The 22,171-nt window shown below is 37.7% G+C and carries 23 protein-coding genes; 14 read left to right on the top strand and 9 right to left on the bottom strand.

Going from position 1 to position 22,171, the window contains the following annotated elements; all coding sequences use genetic code 11:
* The first annotated feature begins 43 nt into the window (after positions 1–43).
* Positions 44–1,705 carry a glutamine--tRNA ligase gene (gene glnS, locus JP36_RS00530; RefSeq protein ID WP_039170882.1) on the top strand — a complete coding sequence of 554 codons (1,662 nt, stop codon included), beginning with the start codon at positions 44–46 and terminating at the stop codon, positions 1,703–1,705.
* A 59-nt stretch (positions 1,706–1,764) separates the two neighbouring features.
* Here glnS and metF read toward each other — a convergent pair whose 3' ends face one another.
* Entirely contained in the window at positions 1,765–2,655 is an 891-nt protein-coding gene (metF, locus tag JP36_RS00525; protein WP_039170878.1) for a methylenetetrahydrofolate reductase, read from the bottom strand.
* 226 nt (positions 2,656–2,881) lie between these two features.
* Between metF and sohB the strand changes: the two genes are divergently transcribed.
* The 4 genes from sohB (at position 2,882) to matP (ending at position 5,449) form a co-directional block, all read left to right on the top strand.
* The gene (gene sohB, locus JP36_RS00520) at positions 2,882–3,967 is read left to right on the top strand and encodes a protease SohB (RefSeq protein ID WP_039170874.1); all 1,086 of its coding nucleotides are present in this window, start codon (positions 2,882–2,884) and stop codon (positions 3,965–3,967) included.
* A gap of 13 nt (positions 3,968–3,980) precedes the next feature.
* A complete protein-coding gene (locus JP36_RS11230) occupies positions 3,981–4,139 on the top strand; it encodes a YoaH family protein (RefSeq protein ID WP_081964315.1) in 159 nt (52 codons plus the stop codon).
* Complete coding sequence (locus JP36_RS00515; protein ID WP_039170871.1) at positions 4,132–4,887, top strand: YdcF family protein; 756 nt, start codon at positions 4,132–4,134, stop codon at positions 4,885–4,887. Before JP36_RS11230 ends, JP36_RS00515 begins: the two co-directional genes overlap by 8 nt.
* Positions 4,888–5,002: 115 nt before the next feature.
* Positions 5,003–5,449, top strand: coding sequence for a macrodomain Ter protein MatP (matP, locus tag JP36_RS00510; RefSeq protein ID WP_013744959.1), 447 nt, complete (start codon positions 5,003–5,005; stop codon positions 5,447–5,449).
* Here matP and JP36_RS00505 read toward each other — a convergent pair.
* The 6 genes from JP36_RS00505 to selD all read right to left on the bottom strand — a co-directional run bounded on the left by JP36_RS00505 (position 5,438) and on the right by selD (position 9,750).
* Positions 5,438–6,070: a LysE family transporter gene (locus tag JP36_RS00505; protein WP_013744958.1), complete on the bottom strand. Its 633-nt coding sequence runs from the start codon at positions 6,068–6,070 to the stop codon at positions 5,438–5,440. The genes matP and JP36_RS00505 overlap by 12 nt on opposite strands.
* A gap of 11 nt (positions 6,071–6,081) precedes the next feature.
* A complete protein-coding gene (locus JP36_RS00500; RefSeq protein ID WP_052119423.1) occupies positions 6,082–6,591 on the bottom strand; it encodes a phosphatidylglycerophosphatase A in 510 nt (169 codons plus the stop codon).
* Positions 6,569–7,543 carry a thiamine-phosphate kinase gene (thiL, locus tag JP36_RS00495; protein ID WP_039170864.1) on the bottom strand — a complete coding sequence of 325 codons (975 nt, stop codon included), beginning with the start codon at positions 7,541–7,543 and terminating at the stop codon, positions 6,569–6,571. Before thiL ends, JP36_RS00500 begins: the two co-directional genes overlap by 23 nt.
* 59 nt (positions 7,544–7,602) lie before the next feature.
* Positions 7,603–8,028, bottom strand: coding sequence for a transcription antitermination factor NusB (nusB, locus tag JP36_RS00490; RefSeq protein ID WP_039170861.1), 426 nt, complete (start codon positions 8,026–8,028; stop codon positions 7,603–7,605).
* Positions 8,028–8,498 (bottom strand): 6,7-dimethyl-8-ribityllumazine synthase, encoded by a 471-nt coding sequence (ribE, locus tag JP36_RS00485; RefSeq protein ID WP_013744954.1) that lies wholly within the window; start codon positions 8,496–8,498, stop codon positions 8,028–8,030. The genes nusB and ribE overlap by 1 nt, the downstream gene beginning before the upstream one ends.
* Before the next feature lie 163 nt (positions 8,499–8,661).
* Positions 8,662–9,750 carry a selenide, water dikinase SelD gene (selD, locus tag JP36_RS00480; RefSeq protein WP_052119422.1) on the bottom strand — a complete coding sequence of 363 codons (1,089 nt, stop codon included), beginning with the start codon at positions 9,748–9,750 and terminating at the stop codon, positions 8,662–8,664.
* A 427-nt stretch (positions 9,751–10,177) separates the two neighbouring features.
* On the opposite strand from selD, the gene JP36_RS00475 reads away from it, so the two are divergent.
* From JP36_RS00475 to brnQ, 7 genes are all read left to right on the top strand, one after another.
* Positions 10,178–11,815, top strand: a complete 1,638-nt coding sequence (locus JP36_RS00475) for an ABC transporter substrate-binding protein (RefSeq protein WP_039170858.1) — start codon at positions 10,178–10,180, stop codon at positions 11,813–11,815.
* 80 nt (positions 11,816–11,895) lie between these two features.
* Positions 11,896–12,816: an oligopeptide ABC transporter permease OppB gene (gene oppB, locus JP36_RS00470; RefSeq protein ID WP_039170853.1), complete on the top strand. Its 921-nt coding sequence runs from the start codon at positions 11,896–11,898 to the stop codon at positions 12,814–12,816.
* 13 nt (positions 12,817–12,829) lie between these two features.
* Entirely contained in the window at positions 12,830–13,741 is a 912-nt protein-coding gene (oppC, locus tag JP36_RS00465) for an oligopeptide ABC transporter permease OppC (RefSeq protein WP_039081168.1), read from the top strand.
* Positions 13,742–13,753: 12 nt separating this feature from the next.
* Positions 13,754–14,749, top strand: a complete 996-nt coding sequence (locus JP36_RS00460) for an ABC transporter ATP-binding protein (RefSeq protein WP_039170850.1) — start codon at positions 13,754–13,756, stop codon at positions 14,747–14,749.
* Positions 14,749–15,726: a murein tripeptide/oligopeptide ABC transporter ATP binding protein OppF gene (gene oppF, locus JP36_RS00455; protein ID WP_039170847.1), complete on the top strand. Its 978-nt coding sequence runs from the start codon at positions 14,749–14,751 to the stop codon at positions 15,724–15,726. The genes JP36_RS00460 and oppF overlap by 1 nt, the downstream gene beginning before the upstream one ends.
* A 146-nt stretch (positions 15,727–15,872) precedes the next feature.
* Positions 15,873–17,675 (top strand): AMP-dependent synthetase/ligase, encoded by a 1,803-nt coding sequence (locus tag JP36_RS00450; RefSeq protein WP_039170844.1) that lies wholly within the window; start codon positions 15,873–15,875, stop codon positions 17,673–17,675.
* Positions 17,676–17,870: 195 nt separating this feature from the next.
* Entirely contained in the window at positions 17,871–19,178 is a 1,308-nt protein-coding gene (brnQ, locus tag JP36_RS00445; RefSeq protein WP_039170840.1) for a branched-chain amino acid transport system II carrier protein, read from the top strand.
* 57 nt (positions 19,179–19,235) lie between these two features.
* Here brnQ and JP36_RS00440 read toward each other — a convergent pair whose 3' ends face one another.
* Entirely contained in the window at positions 19,236–19,787 is a 552-nt protein-coding gene (locus tag JP36_RS00440) for a TorD/DmsD family molecular chaperone (RefSeq protein ID WP_039170837.1), read from the bottom strand.
* Positions 19,788–19,885: 98 nt separating this feature from the next.
* On the opposite strand from JP36_RS00440, the gene nfo reads away from it, so the two are divergent.
* Both nfo and JP36_RS00430 read left to right on the top strand, forming a co-directional pair.
* Entirely contained in the window at positions 19,886–20,731 is an 846-nt protein-coding gene (gene nfo, locus JP36_RS00435; protein ID WP_039170834.1) for a deoxyribonuclease IV, read from the top strand.
* Positions 20,732–20,863: 132 nt separating this feature from the next.
* Positions 20,864–21,370, top strand: a complete 507-nt coding sequence (locus JP36_RS00430) for an NlpC/P60 family protein (RefSeq protein WP_039170831.1) — start codon at positions 20,864–20,866, stop codon at positions 21,368–21,370.
* Positions 21,371–21,440: 70 nt separating this feature from the next.
* On the opposite strand, the gene JP36_RS00425 is transcribed toward JP36_RS00430, so the two are convergent.
* Positions 21,441–22,094, bottom strand: a complete 654-nt coding sequence (locus JP36_RS00425; protein ID WP_039170829.1) for an NAD(P)-dependent oxidoreductase — start codon at positions 22,092–22,094, stop codon at positions 21,441–21,443.
* Positions 22,095–22,171: the final 77 nt, after the last annotated feature.

Below are 22,171 nucleotides of genomic sequence, written 5' to 3'. Positions count from 1 at the left end.
AAATGCAAAGATTATTTTGCAGAACATTCAACCTGAGGAAATTATGAGTCATTCAGAAACGACAGAGATAAAACCAACCAATTTTATTCGTCATATTATTGATGAAGATTTAGCACAAGGGAAACATAAATCTGTTCATACCCGTTTTCCACCAGAACCAAATGGTTATTTGCATATTGGACACGCAAAATCGATCTGCCTTAATTTTGGCATTGCAGAAGATTATCACGGTCTTTGTAACTTACGTTTCGATGATACCAATCCAGTGAAAGAAGACGTGAGCTATGTTGATTCAATTAAACGTGATGTTGAATGGCTTGGTTTTAAATGGGAGGGTAAACCACGCTATGCGTCCGATTATTTTGATCAGCTTTACGATTATGCTATTGAGTTAATTAAAAAAGGATTGGCATATGTAGACGAGCTTACACCAGAACAAATGCGTGAATATCGAGGTACATTGACTGAACCTGGTAAAAACAGCCCTTATCGAGATCGTTCCGTAGAAGAAAATTTAGCATTATTTGAAAAGATGAAAAATGGTGAGTTTGTGGAAGGAACAGCTTCTCTACGTGCGAAAATTGATATGGCTTCGCCATTTATGGTAATGCGTGATCCGGTTTTATATCGTATTAAATTTGCACATCATCATCAAACCGGTGACAAATGGTGCATTTATCCGATGTATGATTTTACGCATTGCATTTCTGATGCGATTGAACGTATCACTCATTCACTTTGTACATTGGAATTTCAAGATAATCGCCGTTTATATGATTGGGTGTTGGAAAATATTTCGATTGAGCGTCCGTTGCCGCATCAGTATGAATTTTCGCGTTTAAATTTAGAAGGTACATTGACCTCAAAACGTAAACTGTTGCAGTTGGTTAATGAAGAGATTGTTGACGGCTGGAATGATCCGCGTATGCCAACAATTTCCGGTTTACGTCGTCGTGGCTATACCCCAGAGTCTATTCGTGAATTTTGCCGCCGTATTGGTGTGACTAAACAAGATAATGTGGTTGAATACAGTGCATTAGAGGCTTGTATTCGTGAAGATCTTAATGTGAATGCTCCTCGCGCAATGGCGGTGATTAATCCGTTACGTGTGGTGATTGAAAATTTTGAGGGCGAAGAGTTATTAACTGTGCCGAATCATCCAAACCGTGAAGAACTTGGCACAAGAACGATTGCGCTGACTAAAGAAATTTATATCGATCAGGCAGATTTCAGAGAAGAGGCCAATAAACAGTATAAACGCCTTGTATTAGGGAAAGAGGTGCGTTTGCGCAATGCTTATGTGATTAAAGCGGAACGAGTAGAAAAAGATGAGGAAGGTAATATCGTTACTGTTTATTGTAGTTATGATCCTGAAACATTGGGTAAAAATCCGGAAGGGCGTAAAGTTAAGGGCGTGATCCATTGGGTTTCCGCTACAAAAAATCATCCGGCGGAATTTCGCTTGTATGATCGTTTGTTTACTGTTTCTAATCCGAGTGCAGCAGAGGATATTTATCAAGTCCTTAACCCTCATTCATTAGTTGTAAAACACGGTTTTGTAGAGCAGAATTTAATAGCTGCTGAACCAGAAAAAGCCTATCAATTTGAGCGGGAAGGCTATTTCTGTGCGGACAGCAAAGATAGCCATAAAGAACATTTAGTCTTCAATTTGACTGTGTCTTTAAAAGAGAGTGTGATTATTTAAAACACATTCTGTCATAACTAATAAGAAAAGGAAGGGGTAACATTGTTACCCCTTCTTAATTATGCTACTAAACTGGGTCTAATGCCCAATGTGTGGCAAATAGCGTAAGTTAATTCCGAACGATTTAATGTATAAAAATGGAAATCTTTCACGCCTTCTTTAGACAGAATTTTCACCATATCAATAGCAATGCTGGCACCAATTAAATTGCGTGTGGTTTGGTCTTTTTCTAAACCGTCATAAAGTTTGAACATCCAGCTTGGAATTTTTACATTGGTAACTTTCGCCATTTTTTGTAACTGCACGAAATTGGACACCGGTAAAATACCCGGCACAATCTCCACATCTATGCCGACAGTGACACAGCGATCACGAAAACGGAGATAACTGTCAATATCAAAAAAGAATTGTGTAATCGCACGACTGGCACCGGCTTCCACTTTCTGTTTCAAAAAAATCAGATCCGCTTGCGCCGATTTAGCTTCCGGATGCACTTCCGGATAGGCAGCGACTGAAATATCAAAATCAGCCACTTCTTTGAGTAGTTTAACTAAATCTTTGGCATAAAATGGTTTTTTATCGTATCCGGGTGGCTCGTCACCACGTAATGCCACAATATTGCGAATACCGCTATCCCAATAATCTTTGGCTATCGCTTTTAGCTGCTCCGGAGAGGCATCAATACCGGTTAGGTGTGGGGCAGCTTCAATGCCTGTTTGTTGTTTAATGGCTTTAACTACGCTATGTGTGCGTTCCCGTTCTCCGGAATTTGCACCGTAAGTGACAGAAACGAATTTAGGTTTTAAGGATTTTAAGCGTTGGATTGAATCCCATAATAAGGTTTCCATTTTTTCATTTTTGGGCGGGAAAAACTCAAAAGAAACATTAATATCACCATTTAAATCTGCAATACTTCTATTTAAAACATCAATCTCTTTGGCATAACTCATAATTTGTACTCCTTTTCTTGTTTAGCCGTCTAGACGTTAAAATAGAAAGATTTTATTTTTGAGTCAATCTCATAATTTTCAGAATAAATATGAATTAAATTCATATTAAAAAGAAAAATATAAGAAAGGAGGAGCATAGAAAACAGAGATATTGATGAATAAATAGAGAAAATCAAGTATGATAAACCGCTTTTAACAGCGTCCGAAAATGAAAAAAGGAGCAAATATGTGGACGGATATTTTAACGAATTATAGTGTGTTCATTTTAGAATTGATTACTTTGGTGGCAGTGATTGCCGTTGTTTTTGGCATTATTGTTACAATGAAACAGAAAAACCATAGTAAAGGAGAATTGCAGATCACGCATTTAAACGAACAATACCAACAGCAACAACAGTTGTTAAAAGAATGTAGATTGCAAGAACAGCAGATAAAACAGTTAGCAAAAAATCGTAAAAAACAAGACAAAGTAAAAGCGAAACAGGCGAAAAAAATAGCAAAAGAAGCTGAGAAAAATAGTAGTGAACAGGATGAACAACAATGGTTGCAACAACAGAAATCTTGTATTTATGTTATTGATTTTAAAGGGGATATTCAGGCTAATGCTGCTGATTCATTGAGAGAGGAGATTAATGCAGTGTTAGCTGTTGCTAGACCTGAAAAAGATGAAGTGTTATTACGTCTGGAAAGTCCCGGCGGTGTGGTTCACGGTTATGGTTTTGCTGCTTCACAATTGCAACGTTTGCGTAATAAACATATTCCATTGACGATAGCGGTGGATAAAGTGGCTGCCAGTGGCGGTTATATGATGGCGTGTGTGGCGGATAAAATTGTAGCGGCACCTTTTGCAATTATTGGTTCTATTGGGGTTGTTGCTCAAGTACCAAATATTCATCGTTTATTGAAAAAACACGATGTTGATGTTGATGTGATGACAGCGGGAGAATATAAACGAACTGTTACGATATTGGGTGAGAATACTGAAAAAGGAAAGCAGAAATTCCAGCAAGAGTTACAGGAAACTCACGATTTATTTAAACAATTTGTTGTGCAACATCGCCCTCAAGTGGAAATTGATAAGGTGGCGACCGGTGAGCATTGGTTTGGGCAGCAGGCATTGGATTTAGCTTTGATTGATGAGGTGAAAACCAGTGATGATCTGATTTTGGCAGCGATTGAAGAAAAAGATGTGTTAGCGATTAAATATAGTACGAAAAAATCATTGGTACAAAAATTAGGCAAACAGGCGGAAGAAAGTGCCGCTCATATTGTGGTGAAACTGTTACATCAAGGAAAAAATCTCTTTTTTTAAAGCAGGAAAAATGATGTTGGATATGCTTAATTTAACACACGAACAACAGCAACAAGCGGTTGAAAAAATTCAGCAATTAATGCAACAAGGTGTAAATAGCGGTGAAGCTATCCGTTTGGTAGCAGAGCAATTGCGACAACAGGCAAAGCGACAGGAACAGCAAAATGTTTGAGGTCATTTTAAAAAAGGTGGTGGAAGCGGCAATTTTGCCACCTTTTAATTTGATTTTATTAGTCTTAGTTGCGTTGATTCTTCTTTTTACCCGTTTTCAACGTACTGCAAAATCATTGCTGGCAGTGGCATTATTATTTGCCTATTTCATTAGTACGCCTTTCTTTTCCAATTTTTTGATCAAGACGATTGCGTTGGATAAACCGAATATTGAACTTTATCATCAAGGACAGGCGATAGTAGTGCTTGGTGGCGGATTGCGCTATAGTGACTATCCAGAGTCTTATTCGACTACGGCGGCCTTACCATTGGAAAGAATGCGCTTTGCGGTTTATTTGCATCAAATGACGGATTTGCCGATTGCAATTAGTGGTGGTGTTGATAATGAAGCGAAAGTGATGGGCAGTGAATTGCAACGTTTCTTTCAAATAGAACCGACTTGGCTGGATAACAAATCCAACACGACAGAACAGAATGCGATCTACCTGCGTAAATTGTTTAATCAGACGGAAGAAGGTAAGCAAATTCAACGTGTAATTCTCGTGACAAATGAGTGGCATATGCGCCGAGCCGTTGCTGCTTTTCAACGTCAAGGTTTTGAGGTATTCCCGGCACCGACCTTGAGTCAGCGTGCTTCCGGCAGTGGATTATTAAAATTCATTCCTCAACCGGTCAGTTTTTATCAATCCGGTTTAGTGTTAAGGGAGTGGCTGGGCATTTTGCGTGATAAATTAATTGGCTTGGATTAGCATTTATTCGGTAGTAAAAATCAATAAAAAATCCTATAATTTGGCAGTTACCTTGTCACCGATCAAACAGTAATTCATTATAAATTATTGTTTTATAAAAAATTTGTGAGGTTTTATGCGCTACCAGAAATTGGAAAATCAAGAAACGCATTGGAAATGGCTTTATTTAATGCGTAAAGCTCGTGAAGGCGTCAATATTACACGTTATCTTGAACAAAGTTTGGCGGACGATAAAATGCAACAGTTAGTCCAGCTACAGCATCAAACCGAAGCGGTTCAACAGTGGATTAGTGAACATATGTCGCCTGATTTGGTGATAAAACTGGATCAGGCGATTCGTGCTAAACGGAAACGTTTCTTTAATGCAGAAAAACAGAGTACCAAAAAGAAATCAATTGATCTGGATTATGCAGTCTGGTTACGCCTTTCTCGTTATTCTCGTAAGATGAAAATGACCTTGTCACAAACCATTATGTATATGATAGATGAACAAGAGAGCAAAGCACTTTATGAGTCACAAATTCACGCAATGAAGAAAAACTTGCAGGAATTATTGAAATAAATAACCGATGCCGGCGTAAGCGAGATAAAGTCCGAAAGCGATAAAAACCACACCGGCACCATTATCCAACCAACGACTGTATTTGCTGTAAAAACGTTTTGCCGCCGGTCGAGAAAACAACAAGGCAATAATAGAAAAGTAGAGAAAGGTTTCTATTAGGATAACAGCCAAGACTAGAATAATATGTTCGATGCCATTGACGTTAGCAAGGTAAATCGATAACACGCTGCTAAAATAGATCACCACTTTGGCATTGGAAAGATTGACCAGCAATCCTTTCAGAATTTCCTGCTTAATTGAGGTTGTTTGTAGTTGTTGTGCTTTTTTATCATTTTCAAACACCACATTGTTACGAACATTCAGCATTTTATAACCGATATAAGCAAGGTAACTTCCGCCCAACAAGACTACAATGCCGTGCCATAACGGGCTGGTAGCAAACAGAATGGCTAATCCCAGCAAAGCAGAAGTTGCCCAAAACGCTACGCCCATCGTAATGCCGATGACTGCACAAAATGCATTACGGCTCGAATTACCGGCAGCGGTTTTGCTGACATAGAAGAAATCCGGACCGGGACTCATCAAGCCCAATAAATGTACAATCATAATATTCCATAACATAGTGCAGTCCTTTAGATCAGTGATCTGATTAAGAAAATAATAATAATTGAATACAATGCAGCTAGTAGATCATCAAACATAATACCAAAGCCAGTTTGCAGTTTGCGGTCAAAATAGCGAATAGGGTAAGGTTTGATAATATCAAAGAAACGGAATAGCACAAAAGCAGTTAAGCACCACTGCCAAGTGTGATTTGGCAAAGTGGTAAGAACCAACCAAATAGCAACAATTTCATCCCATACGATAGAACTATGATCGTGTACTTTCATATCGTGAGCTGTTTTTTCACATAAATAACATCCGATAAAAAAAGCACTCAAGGTAAAAATAACAAAGAAAGGAATAGCTATCCATTGTAGAAGTAACCATCCTATTAATAGCCCAACCAATGAACCCCAAGTGCCAGGAGCTGGAAAGATTAGCCCAGAACCGAAACCAAGCGCCAATAGGTGAATCGGATTTGTTAATTTGATTCTTTGGAGTGCATCGTGATTAGTTTTATTTGAAGTGATCAAAGCCATGAGTCACTGTAACCTCTACTGGTTGAGAATGTTGGGTAAATTGCAACTGTTGATTGGCACGAATTTGACCAATGCAGTGATATTCTACATCGAGATAACGTAAAGTGTGTTCCATTTTTGCTCGCATTGCTTCTGTAACTGTGAAACAAAGCTCATAATCTTCACCACCGGCAAGTGCAAATTTTTGTGCCTGTTCTAATGAAAATTGATTTAATAAAGGCTTGGAAAGAGGAAGTTTATCTAATTCAATAACAGCTCCACATTTGCTTCGTTCTAGAATATGTTGTAGATCGGAAATTAATCCATCAGAGAGATCAATCGCAGCATTTGCGATACCAGCCAATTCCATTCCCATCAGAACACGAGGAGTTGGGCGTAGATGGCGTTGTAATAAGTAGCGTTGATCATCATTTTCAATTTTTGACTGTTGTAATAACAGCTGCAAACCGGCGGCACTATCGCCGAGTGTACCCGAAACGTAAATCCAATCACCGGGTTTGGCAGTGTGTCGACATAATATTTTATCTTTCGCCACTAAGCCGTGTGCGGTGATAGTTAAAGAGAGTGTTCCTTTAGTGGTATCGCCACCAATTAAATCAACATTATAGTGATCAAGAATTTGAAACAAGCTTTGACTGAACTCACCTAGCCACTGCTCATCAATTTTGGGTAGAGTCAATGCCAAACTAATCCACGCAGGTTCTGCACCCATTGCCGCTAAATCACTTAAATTGACAGCTACTGCTTTATAAGCAAGATCGGCTGCTGAGATAGATGGTAGAAAATGGGTTCCTTCAACCAGAGTATCGGTAGTCAGTGCTAAACGGCGATTAGGTTTAATTTCAGTGATTGCACAATCATCACCAACGGATAACAGTACATCGCGCCGAGGCTGACGAGTAGAAGCAGAAAAATAACGTCGAATAATATCAAATTCGCCATTGTGAGGCATAAAGAAATCCTTTCAGAAAAAAATCCCTTGTGGAGAACACAAGGGAAAATTAACATTGATTATTTTATTCCAAACTTTGGTGCTAATTTATCCAAAATACTATTAACATATTTATGGCTATCTGCCGCACCGAATGTTTTTGTAACTTCAATAGCTTCATTGATGACCACTTTGTAAGGAATATCATCAATATATTTAAGTTCAAATGTTGCACAGTCTAAAATAGCGCGTTCGATTGTCCCTAATTCCTCAATTTTACGATCTAAAAAAGGCTCATATTCTTGTTCTAGATTATCGAGATTGTTGACAGTACCATTAAAAAGTTTGCGAAAATAAGTGAGATCCGCACCTTTGGTTTCATCATTGGTAATTAAATCCAACTCAATGCTTTCCGGGCTGTTTTTCGATATAAACCAGGAATAAAGTGCTTGAACAGTACATTCACGAGCACGACGACGTTTACTTGGTTTTTTTTCAGTTTTCATTATTCGGAAATCTGTGCTAATAAATTAACCATTTCCAAAGCTACCAAAGCAGCTTCAGCCCCTTTGTTTCCTGCTTTCGTACCGGCACGTTCAATTGCTTGCTCGATATTTTCAGTGGTCAAAACACCGAAAGCAACAGGGATTTCAGCTTGCATAGCAACTTGTCCTAAACCGCTACTTGCTTCCCCAGCAACGTATTCAAAGTGTGCAGTGCCGCCACGAATAACTGTACCTAAAGCAACAATCGCATCAAATTTTTTGCTTGCGGCCAAACGACGAGCAACTAACGGCAATTCATAAGCACCGGGTGCTTTTACTACAGTGATATTTTCATCTTTTACTTGACCAACGCGAGTTAACGCATCTAATGCACCTTCCAATAAGCTATCATTAATAAAACTATTAAAACGTGCGATAACCACGGCGATTTTCGCATTTGGTGAGGCTATTTGACCTTCTAAAACTTTCATATTCTCTCCAATTCATTGAATAAAAACGGTTGAAGATTCTAGCATAAAAAAACGTTTTCGGGTATGTTGAATAGAATACGTTAAGTCATAACGAAATCAGAAAAAGTAAGCCGGTTTATTTTGCCGGCTTACTTTTCAAAATATTTTAAAAGAGAAGATTGAATTACTCTTTAACAGTTACAAAAATTTGTGAATTATCATTTTTTTCTAACAGTTTTCCAACAGGAATCAAAGAGATATTCTCTTGTATAGCAATATCAAATAATGCTGATTTTGCTTCAGGAGTCACTGCGACCAGTAATCCACCTGAAGTTTGTGGATCACATAGCACAGCCTTCTGAGTTTCATTGATCGGGCTAACTTTATGACCGTAACTATCAAAGTTTCGTTCTGTTCCACCAGGAATGCAACCTTTCTCAATATAATCATAAACACCGTCCAGAGTTTTGAGTTGTGATACATTCACCTCGGCAGCAACACCGGAACCTTCACAAATTTCAATTAAATGACCAAGCAATCCAAAGCCTGTTACATCAGTCATTGCGGTGACACCTCCCAGCTCTGAGAACTGTGCTCCGATTTTATTCATTCGGCACATTACTTCTGCGGCCAAACCGCGATGTTCCGCTTTTAATTTTCCTTTTTTCTCTGCAGTAGTAAGTACGCCGATGCCTAACGGTTTGGTCAAAAAAAGCTCACATCCAGCTTTAGCGGAATTGTTTTTCTTCACTTTATCGATTGGAATAATACCGGTTACCGCTAAACCGAAAATTGGTTCAGGCGAGTCAATAGAATGTCCACCGGCAAGTGCAATGCCGGCTTCTTTACAGGCTTGGCGCCCCCCTTCAACAATGCGTCTGGCAATTTCTGGCGGTAATAGCTTAATTGGAAAGCCTAAAATAGCGATTGCCATAATCGGTTTGCCTCCCATTGCGAAAATATCACTGATAGCATTAGTAGCAGCAATACGACCAAAAGTGAAAGGATCATCAACAATAGGCATAAAAAAGTCAGTAGTACTGATAATTCCCATTCCATTGCCAATATCATAAACTGCAGCATCATCTTTGCTTTCATTACCTACCAAAAGATGTGGATCGATAAATTTCTCTGCTTCGGTATGAAGGATTGTCTCTAAAACTTTAGGTGAAATTTTGCAGCCACAACCAGCACCGTGACTGTATTGAGTTAAACGGATCACATCCGCTACAGTATTTTCAAAATCAATATGGCTATTTGCGTGATTTGTCATAGGTTTCACTCCGTTTCTATAAAGAACAACTATTTTGTTATAGCTTAGCACTTTCTATCTGACAAAAGCCAATATGGATCACATTTTTAAAAAAAAGAGAGAATTTATGACTTTTTAGGTGAGTGTTTTGTTTTAATAATATTTAATTTGTGTTAACAATGAGATGATTCTACATTCGGTAGAAGAGCATTGACTAAAGGAGATTAGATTATGCATATAAAGCTTCTTAATTTAAATCAACGCTAAGAAAGGTGTATATTTTAAGATTTTGTACAAAAAATATGTTGAGGTTAGCGTTAAAATCAAAAAAATGCTGAATAATCAAGTAAAATATAAGCGTGTTATTTACAAATGATGGTAATTAATTTATTAATGACAGTAATTCTATAAAAAATAGAAGAATGATTAATAAGTAAGGAGTATTAAGATGCAGAATTCATTTAAAAAATCATTACTGATGGTAGCACTTGGATTTGGTGTAACAACAAGTGTAATAGCGGCAAATGTGCCAGCAGGTACTCAACTGGCAGATAAACAAGAATTGGTTTGGAATATTAGTGCTAATCCGGCAACGTTAGATCCACAGAAAATGGAAGGTGATGTTGAAGGGAATTATTCACGTCAACTTTATGAAACCTTGGTTACTTCTGATGCAAAAGGTCATATTATTCCTGGAGTAGCTACTTCTTGGGAACATAGTGCAGATTTTAAAACATGGACATTTCATCTTCGTCCGGAAGCAAAATGGTCTAATGGTGATCCGGTCGTAGCCGGTGATTTTGTTTATGCGTGGCAACGTTTGGCTGATCCTAAAACTGCATCACCATATTCCAGTTATTTGGATTTCTTAAAATTGGCAAATGCGGAAAAAGTGATTGCAGGTAAGGCTCCGTTAACTGATCTAGGAGTAGAAGCGAAAGATGATCATACGTTAGTGTTGCATTTAACAGAATCCGTTCCTTATGTAGATAAATTGGTTGAACATTATGTATTGTCACCTGTGAATCCGAAAGTAGTGGAAAAATTTGGAGAAAAATGGACAGCGCCAGAAAATTTAGTAGGCAACGGTGCTTTTGTTTTGAAATCACAAGTGGTTAATGAAAAAGCAGTGCTAGAGCGTAATCCACATTATTGGGATAATGCAAATACTGTTTTGACAAAAATAACGTTATTACCAATTGAATCATCTGCAACAGATATTTCTCGTTATCGTGCAGGTGATGAAGATATGACCGGTAAAGAAATTCCAATTGAATTATTTGCTAAATTAAAGAAAGAGTTGCCGGATGAATTACATATTTCACCATTACTTTGTACTTATCTTTATGAAGTCAATACTGCAAAAGCACCGTTTGATAATGATAAAGTTCGTAGAGCATTATCGTTGGCGTTAGATAGAAATATTATTACTGATAAAATTTTACAGCAGGGGCAAACTCCAGCATATATTTTTACGCCGCCATTTATTAATGGGGCAGAAAAAATGAAAAATCCAGAATGGGCGAGCTGGGATCAAAATAAACGTAATCAAGAGGCAATCAAATTACTTAAAGAAGCAGGTTACGACAAATCTCATCCATTGACTTTCAATTTGCTTTACAACACTTCTGATAATCACAAAAAATTAGCCATTGCGGCACAATCTATCTGGAAGAAGAATTTGCAAGGTATCGTAAATATCAATTTAGAAAATCAGGAATGGAAAACATATCTTGATTCACGTCATCAGGGTAATTACCAAATGGCAAGAGCAGGTTGGTGTGCGGATTATAATGAAGCAAGTACATTCTTGAATTATTATCTTTCAAACAGTGCAAATAATACAGCTTTCTATAAAAGCAAGGCGTATGATGATTTGATCGTTTCTGCTTTTAAAACACAAACTGATGAAGAACGAGCAGATGTATATGCCAAAGCAGAAGCGCAATTAGATGCAGATACTGCAATGGTGCCAGTTTATCATTACGTCCAACCACGCTTAATCAAACCTTGGGTGAAAGGCTTTGCTGATGCACATCCAGGGCAAAATTACTATTTGAAAGACGTTTATATTATTAAACATTAATTTTTATATTGCCCGTTCCATTTATCGATGGAACGGGATTTTGTAGTTGGCTTTTCGCCATTTTATTGTGGGATTTGTGTATGCTTAAATTAATTTTTCGCCGAATTTTAGAGGCGATTCCTACGCTGTTTGTCCTTATTACTGTTTCTTTCTTTATGATGCGTCTTGCCCCTGGCAGCCCTTTTTCCAGTGAAAAAAATTATCCGCCGGAAGTTATCGCAAATATTGAAGCAAAATATCATCTCAATGAACCGTTAATGGTGCAATATGGTCTTTATTTAAAAAATTTGGCTCACGGTGATTTTGGACCGTCATTTAAATATAAAGATTATACTGTGAATCAATTAGTAGCACAGGCGTTTCCTGTTTCACTCAAATTAGGTTTTTCTGCTTTTATTTTAGCTTTAGTATTTGGTATTTCTGCTGGAGTGATCGCAGCATTGAAGCAGAATAAGTGGCTGGATTATTTGATAATGACATTTGCGATGACAGGGGTAGTTGTGCCGAGTTTTGTTGTCGCACCGTTATTAGTGCTAATTTTCTCAATTACCTTAAAACTGCTTCCATCCGGTGGTTGGAATAATGGGCAATTTATTTATATGTTGATGCCGATGGTAGCGCTATCTTTGTCTTATATTGCCAGTATTGCACGTATTATGCGTAGTTCAATGATTGAAGTATTGCATTCAAATTTTATTCGTACTGCAAAAGCAAAAGGTTTGCCAATGAGTCGTATTGTATTGAAACACGCATTGCGTCCGGCGTTATTACCAGTGATTTCTTATATGGGGCCAGCATTTGTCGGTATTATTACTGGTTCTATGGTGATTGAAAGTATTTTTGTATTGCCGGGAATCGGGCAGCTTTTTGTAAATGGCGCATTAAATCGTGATTATTCGTTGGTATTAAGTTTAACGATTTTAGTTGGTACATTGACTATTGTTTTTAATGCGATTGTGGATATTTTATATGCTGTGATTGATCCGAAAATTCGCTATTAATGGAGTTGTAAAAATGTTAAAAACAAAAGAAAACCAAGCGTTAATGGAAAAGTTAGGCGAACAGTTGGAAACAGTCGATGGTCGTAGTTTGTGGCAAGACGCACGTCGCCGCTTTTTTCGTAATAAAGCCGCAGTAGCGAGTCTAATCATTCTATTCTTCATTATGCTATTTGTGATTTTTGCCCCAATGTTGATGCCATTCAGTTATGAAGATACGGATTGGGCAATGATGACAAATCCGCCGGATTTTGAATCTATGCACTATTTTGGTACAGACTCTTCTGGTCGTGATCTACTGGTACGTTTGGCTATTGGTGGACGTATTTCTTTATTGGTCGGGATCGCCGGTGCGTTTATTGCTGTGTTAGTTGGCACGCTTTACGGCGCAACTGCCGGTTATATTGGTGGTAAAACCGATGCGGTGTTGATGCGTATTTTGGAGATTCTTTATTCATTTCCGTTTATGTTCTTTGTGATTTTGTTAGTCACCTTTTTTGGTCAGAATATTTTATTGATCTTCGTGGCCATTGGGATGGTATCTTGGCTTGATATGGCTCGTATTGTGCGCGGTCAGACGCTTAGTTTGAAACGTAAAGAATTTATTGAAGCAGCTATTGTTTGCGGTGTGTCTTCTCGGCAGATTGTGTGGCGACATATTGTGCCAAATGTTTTGGGCGTTGTTGTAGTTTATGCTTCTTTATTGGTGCCGGGAATGATTTTATTCGAATCGTTCTTAAGTTTCTTAGGATTGGGAACACAAGAGCCGTTGAGTAGTTGGGGGGCATTGTTAAATGATGGTTCTAAATCAATGGAGGCAGCGCCTTGGTTATTAATTTTCCCAGCCATTTTTTTAGTAATTACGCTGTTTTGTTTTAATTTTATTGGTGATGGCTTGCGTGATGCGCTTGATCCGAAAGATCGATAAGGCGAGAAAAATATGACAATTGAAAAACAACCTCTCCTTGATGTTCAAGATTTGCGTGTAACATTTAAAACGCCGGATGGCGATGTTACCGCAGTGAATAATTTAACTTTTACTTTAAATGCCGGTGAAACCTTGGGTATTGTTGGTGAGTCAGGCTCAGGCAAGTCGCAAACGGCATTTGCTTTGATGGGATTATTAGCGGATAACGGTTATACTGCTGGTTCTGCGCGATTTAATGGTGAAGAGATTTTAGGATTGTCTGAGTCGCAATTAAATCGTTTGCGTGCAGAACAAATTGCAATGATCTTTCAAGATCCAATGACTTCATTAAATCCTTATATGAAAATAGGTGAACAGTTAATGGAAGTACTGATTTTGCATAAAGGATATGATCGTAAACAAGCATTTGATGAGTCAGTGAAGATGCTGGATGCGGTGAAAATGCCAGAAGCTAGAAAACGTATGAATATGTATCCACACGAATTTTCTGGTGGGATGCGTCAGCGTGTTATGATTGCGATGGCATTGTTATGCCGTCCGAAATTATTGATTGCGGATGAACCGACGACAGCACTCGATGTGACTGTTCAAGCACAGATTATGACTTTATTGAATGATTTAAAACGAGAGTTTAATACCGCAATTATTATGATTACTCACGATTTAGGCGTAGTAGCAGGGAGTTGCGATCAAGTATTAGTAATGTATGCTGGTAGAACAATGGAATATGGTACAGCAAAAGAGATTTTTTATCAGCCGACACATCCTTATTCTATCGGGCTTATTAATGCTGTGCCACGCTTGGATACTGAAGAAGAGCAGTTAACTACTATTCCGGGAAATCCTCCGAATTTATTACATCTGCCAACTGGTTGTCCATTTTCTCCACGCTGTCAATTTGCTAGTGAACAATGTAGCAACACTCCACAATTGACAGCGTTTGGTAATAATCGTTTGCGTGCCTGTTTTGTTAATGCTCAGGAAATGATATTAAGAGGAAAAGCATAATGAGTAATTTATTGTTGGAAGTTAGAGATCTGAGTGTGCATTTCCAAGTACAGAGCAGTGAAGGTTTCTTTTTTAAGAAAAAACAGACATTACATGCAGTTAATCACGTTTCATTTAAATTGTATGAAGGTGAAACATTAGGTGTAGTAGGGGAATCAGGCTGTGGAAAATCGACATTAGCAAGAGCAATTATCGGTTTGGTAAAATCCGCTGGCGGTAATATCTTATGGCTAGGAACAGATCTGAGTAGTCAATCTGAAAAAGAATGGCACGCCACTCGCAAAGATATTCAGATGATTTTCCAAGATCCATTAGCATCATTGAATCCTCGAATGACTATTGGCAATATTATTGCAGAGCCGTTAAAAATTTATTTTCCTGAATTATCAGCAGAAGAAGTGAAATCCCGTGTACAAGCAATGATGCTTAAGGTGGGATTATTACCAAATTTAATTAATCGCTATCCACACGAATTCTCTGGTGGGCAATGTCAACGTATTGGTATTGCGAGAGCATTAATTATTGAGCCAAAATTGATCATCTGTGATGAGCCGGTATCGGCACTTGATGTATCCATTCAGGCACAAGTAGTGAATTTGTTGAAGTCACTACAAAAAGAGATGGGGTTATCACTTATTTTTATTGCTCACGATTTGGCGGTGGTAAAGCATATCTCAGATCGTGTGTTAGTAATGTATTTAGGCAATGCGGTGGAGTTGGGAACCTATGATCGTGTTTATCATCAAACCAAACATCCATACACTAAAGCATTAATGTCAGCGGTGCCAATTCCTGATCCAGATTTGGAAAAAGATAAGCAAATTCAGTTGTTGGAAGGTGATTTGCCTTCACCTATTAATCCGCCTTCAGGTTGTGTTTTCCGTACTCGTTGCCCGATAGCAGATACGGAATGTACCTTAACTAAACCAAGATTGTTAGGAGACAAACAGCATTTAGTCGCTTGTTTTAAGGTATAGGTGTGAGCTAGATCACAAAAAATATCGCCCACTGCTAAAAACAGTGGGCGATTGTATTTATAGAGATAAAATCACTGGATTTTTTTTAATAGAATGAGTATATTTGCGAACAGTTGTTAGCTGAAATAAAGAAGGTTATTTTTATAATGCAAAATTATACTCAAACGCTTTCCCATTTTGTCGATATAATTCGTCAACAAAGTGAAAAACTTTCTCAACGTACAGCATTACGCTATTTCGATCATCAACATAAATTACAAGATATTTCGTGGCAAAGTTTTCACCAGCAAAGTGAACAGCTCTCCCGAGCATTATTGACATTAGGTATAGGTGTTCAGGATAAAATCGGTATTTTTGCTCAAAATATGCCACAATGGACAATCGCAGATATTGCAATTTTGCAGATTAGAGCCGTAACTGTGCCGATTTTTGCAACCAATAATGAAATTCAAACGAAATTCATCATTAATCATTCCGAAATGAAAGTGCTGTTTGTTGGGAATCAAAAAGAGTATGATGTAGCACTTTCTATTGCACCGCATTGCCCAAAATTAGAAAAAATTATTGCCATGCAACCACTTGATTTACGTGATGTGGAAATGGGGATTAGCTGGCAAGATTTTATTGCAACTGCTAGCGATGAATCACGTGAGCAATTAGTGCAAAGATTGGCACAGAAATCAATGAAAGATCTTTTTACCTTGATTTATACTTCAGGCACAACTGGTGAACCGAAAGGTGTGATGTTAGACTACAACAATTTGGCACATCAATTAGTCACTCATCAACAGACATTGATGAAAATTGATGGTAGTGATATTTCTTTATCTTTTTTACCGTTATCTCATATTTTTGAACGTGCGTGGGTGGCTTATGTGTTGTCGCAAGGTGTGGTGAATGTTTATCTGGATGATCCACATAAAATAAGAGAAGCGCTGTCTATAGTGAAACCGACACTAATGTGTGCAGTGCCACGTTTTTATGAAAAAATTTATGCAACGGTCTTTGATAAAGTGAAACAGGCACCGTGGCTACGCCAACAGATTTTTTATAATGCGTTGCGGATTGGCAAATTAGCCTTGAAGTATCGACAAAAACAACAACCTTTGCCGTTTTGGTTAAAGCCATTATATCAGTTTGCAGATCGCTTAGTATTCAGTAAGTTGCAACGAGTGCTTGGTGGACATATCCGAATGATGCCTTGTGGTGGAGCGAAATTAGAACCTGAAATTGGTCTATTTTTTCACTGTATTGGCGTTAATATTAAATTGGGTTACGGAATGACAGAAACGACAGCAACCGTTTCTTGTTGGCCTGATTTTGGCTTTGAATCAAATTCAATTGGGAAAATTATGCCAGGAACAACAGTTAAAATCGGTGATGAGAATGAAATTTTGGTGAAAGGTGGCGGTGTAATGAAGGGGTATTTTAAAAATCCGGAAGAAACTGCGAAATGTTTTACCGAAGACGGTTTTTTAAAAACAGGTGATGCCGGTTATGTTGATGCTGAGGGCAATTTATTTATGACCGATCGCATAAAAGATTTAATGAAAACTTCAACTGGAAAATATATTGCTCCCCAAGCAGTGGAGGGCAAATTGTTGCAAGATAAATTAATTGAGCAGATTGCTGTGATTGCCGATGCTAGAAAATATGTATCAGCTTTGGTGGTTCCTTGTTTTGACACGTTGGAAGAGTATGCAAAAAAACTCAATATTCAGTATCAAAATCGGTTAGATTTGATTAAAAATGCAGCGATTGTTGAAATGTTTGAAAAACGAATTAATGAATTACAAAAAGAGCTACAAGGGTTTGAGAAAATTAAAAAATTTACTTTGTTACCAAAAGCATTCTCAATTGAACTTGGTGAGATTACACCGACCTTAAAACTACGACGTAAGGTAATTTTACAACGTTATCACGCTTTGATTGAACAAATGTATCAGTAATCGTCAAATAGATACGGTATTATTTTAGGGTAATACCGTATTTTCTTTTATAAAATCCAGTAGAATTTGCTAAAAATATTAGATTCCATCTAATTTATCAGTATAAAAATCCATAACATCATATTTTTTACTTCAATTTACCATCCAATCCGTATAAACTTCCTGTCTTTAAAATTAATACCTAAGGGAAAGTATATGTTATCTAAAAAAGATATTTTAATTCTAGGTATGATGATTTTTTCACTCTTTTTGGGGGCAGGGAATATTATTTTTCCACCGATGGAAGGTTATCATGCCGGTTCGAGTTGGTTGTGGGCTGCGTTAGGTTTTATTTTAACCGGTGTTTTTATGCCGTTTATTACTTTGATTGTGGTAACAGTTCGTGGACGCGGTGAAGCGTTATCTACCGATCTTCCGCCGTGGGTTGGTGTTGTATTTTGGTCAATTCTCTATTTAATCATTGGTTCAACATTTGCAATGCCTCGTGTGACTAATGTTGCTTATGAAATGGCGTGGCAGCCTTTAAATATTTATAACGGTGAGCATTCTCATATTTTATTCGCATTAGTGTTTAATATTATCGGAATGAGTTTTATGCTTGGTCGTAGCACAATGATTTCAACGATTGGTAAATTTATGGCTCCGATTTTATTGGTGTTATTGATTGTTGTCGGTATTGGTGTTGTGTCTGATCCATTGTCCGAAATTATTGCACCATCCAGTAATTATGCTGAAGGCTCTGCTTTAGTCACTGGTATGATTGGTGGTTATCAGACAATGGATGTGCTTTCAGCAATGGCATTCGGTGGAATTGTAGCACGAGCTTTCGCAGTAAATAATGTTACCAATAGCAAAACAATAGTTCGTTATACATTAGCTGCTGGAGTAACTTCAGTAGTTTTACTAAGTGGTTTATATCTTTGTTTATTTTATCTGGGTGCAACTGGAGATATGGTGGCATCAACTTCTACCAATGGCGGACAAATTTTCTCACGTTATATTAATGAGTTATTTGGTTCAACTGGTTTGTGGATTATGAGTGGCATTGTGATGTTAGCGAATTTAACAACGTTAGTTGGTGTAACCAGTGCTTGTGCAGATTATTTTTCTCGCTTTCATCCTCGTTTAAATTATCCATTTTTTGTAGTGTTGTTTACAATTGCGACAATTATTATTTCTGAAACCGGTCTGGATACACTTTTGCGAGTAACGATTCCTGCATTGTTGTTGATTTATCCGGTAGCAATTATGTTGGTAGTGTTACAGATTGTGCGGAAAAAACTGCCGGTAGTGAGTTGGAGTTATAATGCTACTATCGCATTAACAACAGTGTTTAGTTTGTGTGATAGTTTGAAAAATATGGGGTTGTTGCCACAAGCGGTGGAAAAATTATTAAGCCACTTGCCGTTTTATCAAGAAGGTTTGACTTGGTTAATCCCTGTACTACTAATGTTGTTATTGACAATTATTGTTGGCAAATTATCTGTGCAACAGCAAAATTAATCTTAATAGATATGGCAAGGTAACAGTGTGTGAAATGATTTACACACTGTTTTTTTATTATTTTTCTTCCTCAATCTCATCAGCCATAGCTGCCAATAAGTCACGACATAATTGTGCTAGACTGCGATAAAAGGCCGTGTGTGCGTGTGCTTCAATTTTTCCTAGAAAACGCCCGATAGTTGGTAATAAAAAAGTTTGGAACAGTTGTTGCTGTGCCTCAAGCGAACCAATTTGATCCTCAATCCAAGCAGCTGTCAATAATGGCAATGCAATATGATCACTGTCAGCAACGTCAGGCATTGCACGTTCTTGCCGAAATGCTTTAAATTGTTCAACATCAACACCGTAAGCAGAGAGTTTAAAATCGACAGATTGTTGCAAATGTTGATAATCTTGGCTTAATTGTTCTAGTGTCCAACCTGATGTTAATTGCGTCAGTGCCGTGTCGGTTTGTGGATCAGCGGCTAAATCCCAAATGGTTTTAACGCCTCCTTGTTGTAACCATTGCAATGCCGGCGCAAGAATCGGATCTTGCGGTTGACGTTGAAAAAAATTACCGAATAACCGGCATAAAATAGAAAAATGATTAATTTCGACCTGTTCGTCCATATTTGTCCTAACTATTAGAGAAATTATGAATTAAAACTGTATAAAGGGCGTAAGTTTACTATAATTCCTGCGGAAAGATAATGAATTTAGGAGTTTAAATGAAATATATCGGAGCGCACGTCAGTGCATCGGGAGGCGTTGAAAATGCGGTATTACGCGCGGTTGAAATTGGTGCAAATGCTTTTGCGTTATTTACAAAAAATCAGCGTCAATGGAAAGTTGCGCCATTAAAACAAGAAAATATCAATAAATTTAAGCAATGGTGCGAAAAATATCACTTTTCTGCGGCACAAATTTTACCGCACGATAGTTATTTGATTAATTTAGGTCATCCGACAGCAGAAGGATTAGAGAAATCAAGGACCGCCTTTATTGATGAAATGCAACGATGCCATCAGCTCGGCTTGCAATTATTAAATTTTCATCCGGGTAGTCATTTACAACAAATGGATGAACTGGATTGTCTAAAACGGATTGCGGAATCCATTAATATTGCGGTTGATACTGTGCCGAATGTTGTTGCGGTAATTGAAAATACTGCCGGTCAAGGTTCAAATGTAGGCTGGCGTTTTGAACATTTGGCGACCATTATTGAAAATGTGGAAGATAAAAATCGGGTTGGGGTTTGCTTGGATACTTGTCATACTTTTTCTGCGGGATATGATTTATCAACGCTAGATGCGTGTGAAAAGACGTTCCAACAATTTTCGGAGGTTGTCGGTTTTCAATATTTGCGAGGGATGCATTTAAATGGTTCAAAAACACCTCTAGGCAGTCGAGTGGATCGTCACGACAGTTTGCAGTCAGGCACAATTGGCACTGCTGTTTTTGAATATATTATGCCTGATCAGCGCTTTGATAATATTCCGCTTATCTTGGAAACCATTCATCCGGAAATCTGGAAAGATGAAATTTCTTGGCTGCGTTCGTTAGAAAAACGTTAAAAAATAGCCAGAAAATTTGAAGCTTTTCACAAAAACAGCCTTTTCTATTAAAAATAACTGGTCATACGTGTTGTTTTTAGGTAGGATTGATGCCAATTTTGAGTTTTGATTATTTTTACTTATTTTTGAGTTATGTTTTATCGAATTCTGATGTCAGTTTGTTTTTTATTGTTAGCCGCGTGTAGTAGTCACCCCAACACGCAGTCAGCCTCTATGTCTTCCGAAGACGATGATCCTATCCAAGCTTTAATCCTCAAAACTAATGCTAAAGAACGTGTTATTATTAATAAAAAGTTAAATAATTTCTATCAAGAATGGATCGGTGTTCGTTATAAACTTGGGGGAACAGGAAAAGATGGTATTGATTGTTCTGCGTTTGTACAAACGGCATTTGCAGAAAAGTTTCATATTAGCTTACCAAGAAGCACTTCAGAACAAAAATCTTTAGGTTATAAAATTCAAAAAGGTCAATTAAAACAAGGTGATTTAGTTTTCTTTAGAAAAAATCGTCACGTTGGAATTTATTTAGGCGATGATCTTTTTATCCATTCCAGTACAAGTCAGGGCGTTACTATTAGTTCTTTGAATGAAGATTATTGGTTAAGAACCTATACACAATCCAGAAGAGTATTAAATTAAGTATTTACTAGATAGCTAAACGTTAAAGCCACTCTTTTGAGTGGCTTTTCGCTATAAATGGATTTTCAGTTTATTCAGCAACGGTGAAATGTTGATGTAAATGAGCTTTTTGTTCTGCATCATCTGCAAGCGCTGCTGCTAAATCAGGCAGACTAATATCAGCAGGTTGCCCATTTTTATCCAACAGAACGTGATTTCCACCAATACGATAATGCCCTGTCGCCTCAAATTTGACCGGATTGACGGCAAACATTGCCGCTGGCGATACAAATGCCCAGTTTAATTGTCTATTTTGTTTTAATTGAACCAATAATTGACCAATAGCATTGGCAATAGGATAGATAGCTTTAGGAAACTCTTTAGTATCAATAAGTTGCAACTCAGATGACACATAAAGACAGCCAGCACCGCCAACAATTAATAAATAAGGCACAGCTGCTTGTTGTGCTGCTTGCAAAATAGATTGCATTCCTTTGTTATAATCAGCAACTAAATTCGGATTTTCCCAACCGCCGTTGAAAGCACTGATCACCGCATCAACATTAATAAGTTGCTCAACTAATTGTGTGGAATTGACATCTAATTGTATAGCGGTAAAGTTATCCGCTTTCGGTAGTGAATCGGCGTGACGAGAAATTCCTATTACTTGATGACCACGAGCAACTAATTCAGCAGTTACCGCTTTACCAATTAATCCAGTTGCTCCAATTACAGCAATTTTCATATTAACTCCTTAATCTGTCTGTTATTTAAAAACAACTTTATTATAGACAGCTATTTTATTAAAGAGTAGTCTAGTAT

The sequence above is a fragment of the Gallibacterium genomosp. 1 genome (assembly GCF_000771875.1).
Lineage (GTDB): Bacteria > Pseudomonadota > Gammaproteobacteria > Enterobacterales > Pasteurellaceae > Gallibacterium.
The sequence above is the reverse complement of the archived record's forward strand: the minus strand, read 5'-3'. Positions and strand labels throughout refer to the sequence as shown.

Coding starts and splice junctions, on each gene's coding strand:
- oppF (WP_039170847.1), top strand. CDS start 14,749: ATGAGTAATTTATTGTTGGAAGTTAGAGATCTGAGTGTGCATTTCCAA.
- selD (WP_052119422.1), bottom strand. CDS start 9,750: ATGACAAATCACGCAAATAGCCATATTGATTTTGAAAATACTGTAGCG.
- oppB (WP_039170853.1), top strand. CDS start 11,896: ATGCTTAAATTAATTTTTCGCCGAATTTTAGAGGCGATTCCTACGCTG.
- JP36_RS00440 (WP_039170837.1), bottom strand. CDS start 19,787: ATGGACGAACAGGTCGAAATTAATCATTTTTCTATTTTATGCCGGTTA.
- JP36_RS00500 (WP_052119423.1), bottom strand. CDS start 6,591: ATGGCTTTGATCACTTCAAATAAAACTAATCACGATGCACTCCAAAGA.
- JP36_RS00460 (WP_039170850.1), top strand. CDS start 13,754: ATGACAATTGAAAAACAACCTCTCCTTGATGTTCAAGATTTGCGTGTA.
- JP36_RS00425 (WP_039170829.1), bottom strand. CDS start 22,094: ATGAAAATTGCTGTAATTGGAGCAACTGGATTAATTGGTAAAGCGGTA.
- JP36_RS00450 (WP_039170844.1), top strand. CDS start 15,873: ATGCAAAATTATACTCAAACGCTTTCCCATTTTGTCGATATAATTCGT.
- JP36_RS11230 (WP_081964315.1), top strand. CDS start 3,981: ATGTTGGATATGCTTAATTTAACACACGAACAACAGCAACAAGCGGTT.
- JP36_RS00475 (WP_039170858.1), top strand. CDS start 10,178: ATGCAGAATTCATTTAAAAAATCATTACTGATGGTAGCACTTGGATTT.
- ribE (WP_013744954.1), bottom strand. CDS start 8,498: ATGAAAGTTTTAGAAGGTCAAATAGCCTCACCAAATGCGAAAATCGCC.
- brnQ (WP_039170840.1), top strand. CDS start 17,871: ATGTTATCTAAAAAAGATATTTTAATTCTAGGTATGATGATTTTTTCA.
- nusB (WP_039170861.1), bottom strand. CDS start 8,028: ATGAAAACTGAAAAAAAACCAAGTAAACGTCGTCGTGCTCGTGAATGT.
- thiL (WP_039170864.1), bottom strand. CDS start 7,543: ATGCCTCACAATGGCGAATTTGATATTATTCGACGTTATTTTTCTGCT.
- JP36_RS00430 (WP_039170831.1), top strand. CDS start 20,864: ATGTTTTATCGAATTCTGATGTCAGTTTGTTTTTTATTGTTAGCCGCG.
- oppC (WP_039081168.1), top strand. CDS start 12,830: ATGTTAAAAACAAAAGAAAACCAAGCGTTAATGGAAAAGTTAGGCGAA.
- metF (WP_039170878.1), bottom strand. CDS start 2,655: ATGAGTTATGCCAAAGAGATTGATGTTTTAAATAGAAGTATTGCAGAT.
- JP36_RS00515 (WP_039170871.1), top strand. CDS start 4,132: ATGTTTGAGGTCATTTTAAAAAAGGTGGTGGAAGCGGCAATTTTGCCA.
- JP36_RS00505 (WP_013744958.1), bottom strand. CDS start 6,070: ATGTTATGGAATATTATGATTGTACATTTATTGGGCTTGATGAGTCCC.
- glnS (WP_039170882.1), top strand. CDS start 44: ATGAGTCATTCAGAAACGACAGAGATAAAACCAACCAATTTTATTCGT.
- nfo (WP_039170834.1), top strand. CDS start 19,886: ATGAAATATATCGGAGCGCACGTCAGTGCATCGGGAGGCGTTGAAAAT.
- sohB (WP_039170874.1), top strand. CDS start 2,882: ATGTGGACGGATATTTTAACGAATTATAGTGTGTTCATTTTAGAATTG.
- matP (WP_013744959.1), top strand. CDS start 5,003: ATGCGCTACCAGAAATTGGAAAATCAAGAAACGCATTGGAAATGGCTT.